The organism is bacterium (assembly GCA_021372535.1).
GTDB lineage: Bacteria > Latescibacterota > Latescibacteria > Latescibacterales > Latescibacteraceae > JAFGMP01.
This window is the reverse complement of the sequence record JAJFUH010000174.1, coordinates 1-7,415: the sequence shown is the minus strand read 5'-3', so window position 1 is coordinate 7,415 and position 7,415 is coordinate 1. Positions and strand designations below refer to the sequence as shown.

General features: G+C 51.1%; 4 protein-coding genes. All 4 read right to left on the bottom strand.

Features of this window, described 5'->3' with window-relative positions; translation table 11 throughout:
- Positions 1-245: 245 nt before the first annotated feature.
- Positions 246-2,543, bottom strand: coding sequence for a T9SS type A sorting domain-containing protein (locus tag LLG96_15300; protein MCE5251575.1), 2,298 nt, complete (start codon positions 2,541-2,543; stop codon positions 246-248).
- 307 nt (positions 2,544-2,850) lie between these two features.
- Entirely contained in the window at positions 2,851-3,735 is an 885-nt protein-coding gene (locus tag LLG96_15295) for a homocysteine S-methyltransferase family protein (protein MCE5251574.1), read from the bottom strand.
- Positions 3,736-4,475: 740 nt separating this feature from the next.
- Positions 4,476-5,657, bottom strand: coding sequence for an N-acetylglucosamine-6-phosphate deacetylase (nagA, locus tag LLG96_15290; GenBank protein ID MCE5251573.1), 1,182 nt, complete (start codon positions 5,655-5,657; stop codon positions 4,476-4,478).
- Positions 5,658-5,757: 100 nt separating this feature from the next.
- A complete protein-coding gene (locus tag LLG96_15285; GenBank protein ID MCE5251572.1) occupies positions 5,758-6,615 on the bottom strand; it encodes a transaldolase in 858 nt (285 codons plus the stop codon).
- Positions 6,616-7,415: the final 800 nt, after the last annotated feature.

Here is a 7,415-nt window from a genome sequence, read left to right as displayed (position 1 = left end):
AAAACGGGCAGTGAACGGGGAAAAAGGCTTTTCACGGGGTGCCCTTTCCTTGGTTACTTCCTTTGGGCACGCAAAGGAAGTAACACCTGAAGGAAGTAACATCTAAAAAAGTGTTTTTTTTAAAATGGGGATTTGCCACTGTTTTTATCCCCGCATAGACGTAAAAAAGCGAGGGGAATCAATCCCCTCGCTTTTCAGAGATAAGTACTTGCGGAGTACTTGATGGAAAACCCAATGCTCTCGTGTCAGCGGACGAGCATCATGCGGTGATTTTTCATAACTGCGCCCGCTTTGATGCTGGCGATATACGTGCCCGAAGAGACCTGCTGTCCCTGTTCGTTCGTACCATCCCACCGCACCGTATGGAGTCCCGCTGCTGCGTGCTCCGAAACGAGGATGCGCACCTTCTGACCGGTAATATTGAATATGGCGACTGTTACGGCTGCTTCAGTGGGCAGGGTGAACTGGATAGTGGTTTCGGGATTGAACGGATTCGGGAAGTTTCCGCACAGGATGATGTCTGTGGGGAGCGCTTCGGTTTCATCGACCGATGTCCACGGCTGCTCCGCGAGACGGGATACGCCGCCCTGTTCCGATCCTACCCATACGGTGCCATCGGGGCTGATGGCTATCTTCCCTATATTGTTGCTCGCGAGGCCATTTTCAGTTGTGTACGATTTCCATTCCTCGCCGTCATATCGGACAACGCCGTTATCTTTTGTTCCGACCCATACATCGCCCTTGCTGCCGATTACTATGGACTGGATGTAATCGCCCTCTATCCCGTAATACGCCGTATATGTTCTCCACCGTTTGCCGTCATACTGCGAAACGCCGCTCCATGTTCCTGCCCATACGGACCCTTTTTCATCGACGGTGACCGAAAGAACCACGTTGTCGGCGAGGCCGTCGGCCCTCATGAACGTTGTCCACGATGTGCCGTCAAAACGCGATATTCCGCCGAATGTTCCTACCCATACAGTGCCGTCGTAACCGACAGCCACAGAGCTGACATCGTTATCCGCCAGACCGTCCGCTTCGGTGTACGATGTCCATGTGGTTCCATCGAACATCGAAACTCCTTCGAGCGTTCCGACCCAGACAACACCGCCGGGGCTCACGGTAACCGAGGAGACATCGTTATCCGCCAGACCGTCCGCTTCGGTATACGATGTCCATGTGGTTCCGTCGAACTTCGAGATTCCCTGAAGTGTGCCGACCCACACGACATTATCCTTGCCGATGGCGATCGATGTAATGTTGTTGTCCGCAATGCCGTCATCGGTCGTGTATGTTGTCCATTTCTTCCCGTCGAACCGTGAAACACCGCCCCATATGCCGAACCACATGACGCCGTCATTGCCCATCGCTATTGCGGTGACATGGTTGTTCCCGATGCCGTCGTTTATGGCGTAGGTTGTCCATGCTGCGCCATCGTAACGGCAGATGCCTTTGGACGTTCCCGCATATACGGCGCCGTCGTCTCCGATACTCAGCGTGGTGATATTGTTGTCCGGCAGACCGTCGGACATGGTATAGGTAAACCACGAGTTGCCATCGAACCGTGACAATCCGGCCCAGGTTCCTGCCCATACCGCACCGTCCGGCGCAATAACCATTCTCTGGATGTTGTAGTCGGCAAGACCGTCCTTCGTACTATATGTTGTCCACCGCTGCCCGTCGAACCGCGACAGTCCGTTCCAGGTTGAAGCCCATACCGATCCGTCATTTCCGAGCATAACCTTGAGGATGTAGTTTTCCGCCAAACCATCATCCATCGTGTAAGTCGTCCATTCCGTTCCGTCGAACCTGAAAACCCCGTACGATGTGGCGCACCAGACCATGCTGTTCCCGTCTATGGCGATGTCCTGAATCGACCCGATGTAATAGGGCCTGCTGGAATCCATCCCATTGTCGTAAAGGCTGTCCTTTAAGGCGTCATAATACTTCGGGTCTTTATAGGGAAGGTCATTGGCTATAGGCGTTGAGTAAGATATCCATGATTCGCCGTTAAAACGGCACAGCCCGGATGAAGTTCCCGCCCAGAGCGATCCGTCTTTTCCGAGAGCGAGGATGCTGACATCGTTGCTTACCAGTCCCTGAAATGTGGTATACGTCGTCCATTTCCCGTTATAATAACGCGATATGCCCGATCCCGAGACACCTACCCACAGAGAGCCGTCATTCCCGACTATCATCGTGTTGATATAGTTGGTTATGGGGAGCGTTTCCCATGATGAACCGTTGTAACGGGCTAAACCGCCCCATGTTGCCGCCCATACCGTGCCGTCTTTCCCCACAGCGATTTTCTGGATATAATTGTCGACAAGACCGGAAGATGTGGTGAACTGTTCGTATTCCTTGGCGGAAATGCTCCATCGCACAACACCGCCGTCAGTCCCGCACCAGATATTGTCGCCCTGGACAACGGCATCCGTTATATAATTCCCATTGGTGTACGTTGTCCACATTTCCTGTGCCGAGCTGCTCCCCGCCACTGCAAGGAGGATCAGAATAACGAAGTACGATGTCAGGTGTTTCATGGCGTTACTCTCTCTGTAAAAAGGTGTGAGTGTATTGTAGATACTGATACCGGTATTGGTTATTCAACAGTCCATAAGAACTTTCGAATGGGATATCGATGCCCGAAAAAGTGTCATTCCCGTGAAAACGGGAATCCATCATTTCATGCTTATGACAAGGTGATATTATTACCGGATTCCCGATTCACTTTGTTCCCGGGAATGACAATCCTCGTACGGTAAATACATGATTATGGACTAATTCAATAACCAAATAATACTATCGATATATCACTGAATGAATTACAAATACACGCACCGATCAGTTTCAGGATCGTATTGAATCGACAACCTTCCGCATTTCACGGATATGGTCCGGTGTGCTGCCGCAGCAGCCGCCGATAACCGATGCTCCGGCGCGGATGAGGTCAACCGCCCGTGAGGCCATGAATCCGGGTGTGTGACGGTATACTGTCTCCCCGTTCACGAGTTCAGGCATGCCGGCGTTGGGCTTGAACCAGAGCGGGAGCTTCGTTACCGGTCTCATGATCCGCGCGACCTCGATGATCTCTTCGATGCCCCAGCCGCAGTTCGAGCCGACAAGATCGGCGCCCTCCTGTTCGAGTCTCCGGGCCGCATCTTCGGGTTTCACTCCCATCATGGTGGCAAATCCTCTCAGCCCCTTGTCGAAGGTCATCGAGCACACAATGGGGAAATCGGTGTTGTCCTTCACCGCCCTGAGAGCACAGACAATCTCGCCGAGATCGGTCATCGATTCGACGATGACGCCGTCAGCGCCTCCGGCGACAAATGCCTTAACCTGCCGCGCGAACCCCTCGATCATCTCGCCTTCGGTCACTGTTCCGAGCGGAGAAAGAAATTCCCCGGTCGGGCCTATCGAGCCGAGGACGATTACCCGATCCCCCGCGGCTTTCCGCGAGATACGGACTCCCGCTTCGTTCAGCTCGTCGAGACGGTCTTCGAGGCCATACTTTGCGAGCTTGTACGGGCTGCCGCCGAATGTGTTGGTGAGGATTATATCCGAACCGGCCTCCACATATGACGAAGCGATTTCCGCGAGCACTTCCGGCTTCTCCACATTGAGCAGCTCCGAGCAGATTCCGCCGCCGTAGCCTTTTTTCGCGAGTTCTGTCCCCCATGCGCCATCGCTGAGGAGCAGTTTTTGTTCATTGAGTTTTTCGAGCAGATTCACCGAGCATCTCCTTCACTTATCGAACGTGCGCATATTCGATAATTTCATATGAATTGAATATGCAACACTTGTACCAAAAAAGGAACTTGTGTGTATTAAATTGCATAATATATTGTATAAATGTGAGTTATAATGACATTTGTCCGTGCGGGTTGTTGTGTCTTATTACTATCTCTATCGACATTTTTGTTCATCCGGGCAGCGTAAAAAAGATGTAATATTCGATATTTCAAGATGTTATGCCTTAATTATGCTTTTTTATATGAATTCGACGGTATTGTCGAACGACAGCATAACGTAATACGGGGAAAAAGGCTTTTCACGGGGTGCCCTTTCCCTGGTTACTTCCTTTGGGCACGCAAAGGAAGTAACATATAAAAAAGAGTTCTTAAAAAATGGGGAGTAGCCAGTTATTATTGCTCCATTGCATAAATAAATTAATCCGGTTATCCAGTTAAATCAGTTAACATGATTGATTCCCCTCGGCTTCGCCGTGCCCCCCTTATATGGATGAAAGTGTCCCCAAAGCCGCTCCCCCCTTAAAAAGGGGGGATGCCGTAGGCAGGGGGGATCATATACTATCAAAATAAATTATCAATTCTGATTATAATAGTTTTCTATGCTTATCAAACTGGATAACCGGATAAAATAATACTTCTATCCGGAATAGATGTCGAAACAAGTTCGGTATGACGTCATCCGGTGTCATTGTTCAATCACCGGGGCATTATGCCGTCTCATTACGCGCATTCTATGGTATTATGAACAACATCTCCCCCGACTATGGTCGCGGCGGCACGGTATGTGCGGTCAAGCACGGCAATATCGGCATCGTATCCCGTCTCGAGGTGTCCCTTACGGTTTTCAAGCCCAAGAACCGTCGCGGGTGTTGTCGATGCCATGGTCACCGCATCCGCGAGGGAAAGGCCGACCATGGTTACCATGTTGGCCACAGCACGGTCGAGGGTAAGCACACTTCCCGCGAGTACATCGGGATTGTCGGCAAGCGTCAGCTTCCCGTTTTCAAGCCGCACCCGCAGCCCGAGGGAATCATAGACTCCATCCTCGAATCCCATGACATGCATGCAGTCGGTAACGAGGCAGGTCAGGGCCACGCTCTTGTTCTGTACGGCCAGCCCAAGTATCCACGGGTGTATGTGGAAACCGTCGGCGACAAGCTCGACCGTGAGATCGGTCGAATAGAGCGCCGCGCCGGTAAGCCCCGGCTCACGGTGGTGGATCGGGCTCATGGCGTTGAAAAAGTGCGTGACATGCGATGCCCCGTGGTCGATCGCCCGGAGCACATCGTTCAGGGTTGCATTCGAATGACCGAGCGAGGCGACAACGCCCTTCCTCGAGAGCGTAAGAATAAGGTCGAGCGCGCCGGGCAATTCGGGAGCGATGGTCATCTCAGCGATCTTACCGCCGCCGAGCTCGATAATCTCATCGAGCACATACCTGTCCGGATTCCTGATTCCCGCGAGCGGCATGCAGCCTGCTTTTGCGGGGTTCAGAAAGGGCCCTTCTGCATGGATTCCGAGGATTGACGCTCCCCCGGTATCCGCGCCGACAGTCTCCGCAAGCACCGGCAGGAGCTGACGGTATGTATCTCCGATAATCGGAGGGGTGAGCAGCAGGCCGGTCGTTCCGTGGGCCGCATGAGCGCACGCCATTCCGCAGACACTTTCCCTCGTGCCGTCAGTTACCGTATATCCCCCGCCTCCCTGGTTGTGGAGATCGATGAAACCCGGGCATACGAAGTATCCGCCGCATTCGATTATCCGGTCGCTGTCCTGAGGGGTGAACGACGATACATGGTCGACAGCGGTGATGATGCCATTTTCCGCCACGATCACGCCGTCATGCATGATTCCTTCCGATACGACAATATCACCGCCCAGCAGAACAAGCCGGTTCTTCATATATCAAAACCTCCGTGTATATGGTGGTATGTGCCTCTGTACGAAATATGACGCTGAATTGTTCCTTCAGACCTGAAAGCGGAGGGCCGAAGCTCAGGGTTTATTCGCAGGTTGTATCGTTTCCGGTTTTGAAAAGATCGAGATACTCCTCGACAAGATCGCCGGTGAAAGCGTCGATACCATCCTTTGTGCCGGGATGGACTACCATTGCCTTGAGAACCGAAAACGGTATGGTGGCTATATGCGCGCCGACTTCCGCCATTTCACGGGCCTGAATCGCGTTACGGATGCTTGCGGCGATGATTTCGCATTCGATTTCATATTCGATGAAAATATCCGCTATGCGCGATACGAGATCGACTCCGCTCAGCAGCCCCTGATCGGTGATGATCATGTCCGGATTTTCCGTATCGGAAATACCCTCGGCGGGGAAATATTCGCTTTTATCGAAGGAAACCCCGGCTGCGCGGCGTATACGGTCATCGATGCGCCCGGCAAAGGGGCTGACATATTCGGCGCCCGCCTTGGCTGCGAGCAGCGCCTGTTCCGGTGTAAAAATCAGCGTGGCATTCACCGGAATACGTTCGTCGGTAAGGCGTCTGATAGCCATGATACCGTCGAACAGATTACCCTCGCCTTTGGAATTCATGGTGCAGACCGGAATCTTTATGACGACGTTTCCTGTTACCTGGTCGAATTTTTCGTAGAGATACATTCCCTGGTTAACCATATCATCCGCATCGAGCCCGGGAACTTCCAGTGAAACGGGGCACATCCTTCCCGCAGTGGCAAGGATTTTCTTGATATAGTTTTCCATGTTGGTGTCTTCGTGCGATTTCTTGAGCTCAAGGACTGCCTTTTTTATAAGCGATGGGTTAGTCGTTACACCCTCGATAATTCCCCATGATACGGCTTCCTTGATTTCCTGCAGGTTTGCCGTGTCAAGAAATAATTTCATGATTCTCAGCCTCCTCGATAGACCTTTTCAGGCCGGATACTAAAATGGTATCCCATACTATTGATTATACGTAAATGTGCACCGCGAACATGTACGGAGTGAATCGTGTGGACGGGCTGTAATCGGTGCCCGGGACAGTCGGATTCGGATGCAGGAGTTTCCATATATCAAAATATAGAACGTGATGCCCGTACTGTCAATATTTTTTATATGTTCGGTAATTTAGTCATTTTTATATGACCCGCTGTGTTTATTTGCGTTCTTAAGGCGGAATTATTATGTTTCAACCGGATTATCATGTGAGCCTTTTTCAGAAGCTCTATCCTTAACCCGGATTTATCTTATTGCTTCGGCGATTAAACAGTGATATCGGATGACGTCATGCCGAACTTGTTTCGGCATCTATTCCTGCTATTGGTATCATTATTTATCCGCCGGAGCAATAAAATGTATCAACGGTTTCCTGTGGGGAAGCCCCGGCCAGGTATATGGAGTCCCTGTAACGCCGTCATGCCCGAATCTTTAATCGGGAATCCATATGCAGCCTGTAAACATTTTTCATCCTTCGTTGTGACTATTTATAGTTATGAGTGTTATTCATGAAAATATTTAACCACGAAAACACAAAGGCACAAAAAGATATAACGGATCAGAACTGACGGTTAAACTACTGAGTACCTTTTATTTGCAGTAGAATATGATAGTTGCCACTCTTAACCATGGAAACTCACCCCGCGCATAACACCTTGATAAAATAGATGTTAGCGGGCGCTTCCCCTCTCTTGTGGCAAGAGAGGGGG

Excerpts from the sequence above, each read along its gene's own strand:
- LLG96_15300 (MCE5251575.1), bottom strand. The coding sequence starts at position 2,543 with ATGAAACACCTGACATCGTACTTCGTTATTCTGATCCTCCTTGCAGTG.
- nagA (MCE5251573.1), bottom strand. The coding sequence starts at position 5,657 with ATGAAGAACCGGCTTGTTCTGCTGGGCGGTGATATTGTCGTATCGGAA.
- LLG96_15285 (MCE5251572.1), bottom strand. The coding sequence starts at position 6,615 with ATGAAATTATTTCTTGACACGGCAAACCTGCAGGAAATCAAGGAAGCC.